Source organism: Stutzerimonas stutzeri SDM-LAC, from assembly GCF_000235745.1.
GTDB classification, from domain to species: domain Bacteria; phylum Pseudomonadota; class Gammaproteobacteria; order Pseudomonadales; family Pseudomonadaceae; genus Stutzerimonas; species Stutzerimonas stutzeri_H.
On sequence record NZ_AGSX01000150.1, the window covers coordinates 1 to 565 of the forward strand.

Consider the following 565-nt stretch of genomic DNA (forward strand, 5'->3'; position numbering starts at 1 on the left):
ACGCCCATCTCGTTGTCGTCCTGACCGTTCAACGCCATCAGCGCGGAGCCAATAACGATCGGCGTGTCGTCACCTGGGAAGTCGTAGGTCGACAGCAGGTCACGCACTTCCATCTCCACCAGCTCCAGCAGCTCAGCGTCGTCCACCATGTCTGCCTTATTCAGGAAGACCACGATGTAAGGAACACCAACCTGGCGGGACAGCAGGATGTGCTCGCGAGTCTGCGGCATCGGGCCGTCAGCAGCGGAGCAAACCAGGATCGCGCCGTCCATCTGCGCAGCACCGGTGATCATGTTCTTCACATAGTCAGCGTGACCTGGGCAGTCAACGTGGGCGTAGTGACGGATCGAGGAATCATATTCAACGTGGGAGGTGTTGATGGTGATACCGCGAGCCTTCTCTTCCGGCGCGTTGTCGATCTGCGAGAAGTCACGCGCAGAGCCGCCCCAGGTCTCAGCACAGACCTTGGTCAGCGCTGCAGTGAGCGTGGTCTTGCCATGGTCGACGTGACCAATGGTACCGACGTTCAGGTGCGGTTTGTTACGTTCGAATTTTTCTTTAGCCA

The 565-nt window shown here is 58.4% G+C and carries 1 protein-coding gene; it reads right to left on the reverse strand.

Features of this window, described 5'->3' with window-relative positions:
• A partial coding sequence (locus tag PSTU_RS0115600; RefSeq protein ID WP_019341958.1) for a GTP-binding protein occupies window positions 1-565 on the reverse strand: 565 nt, incomplete at both ends.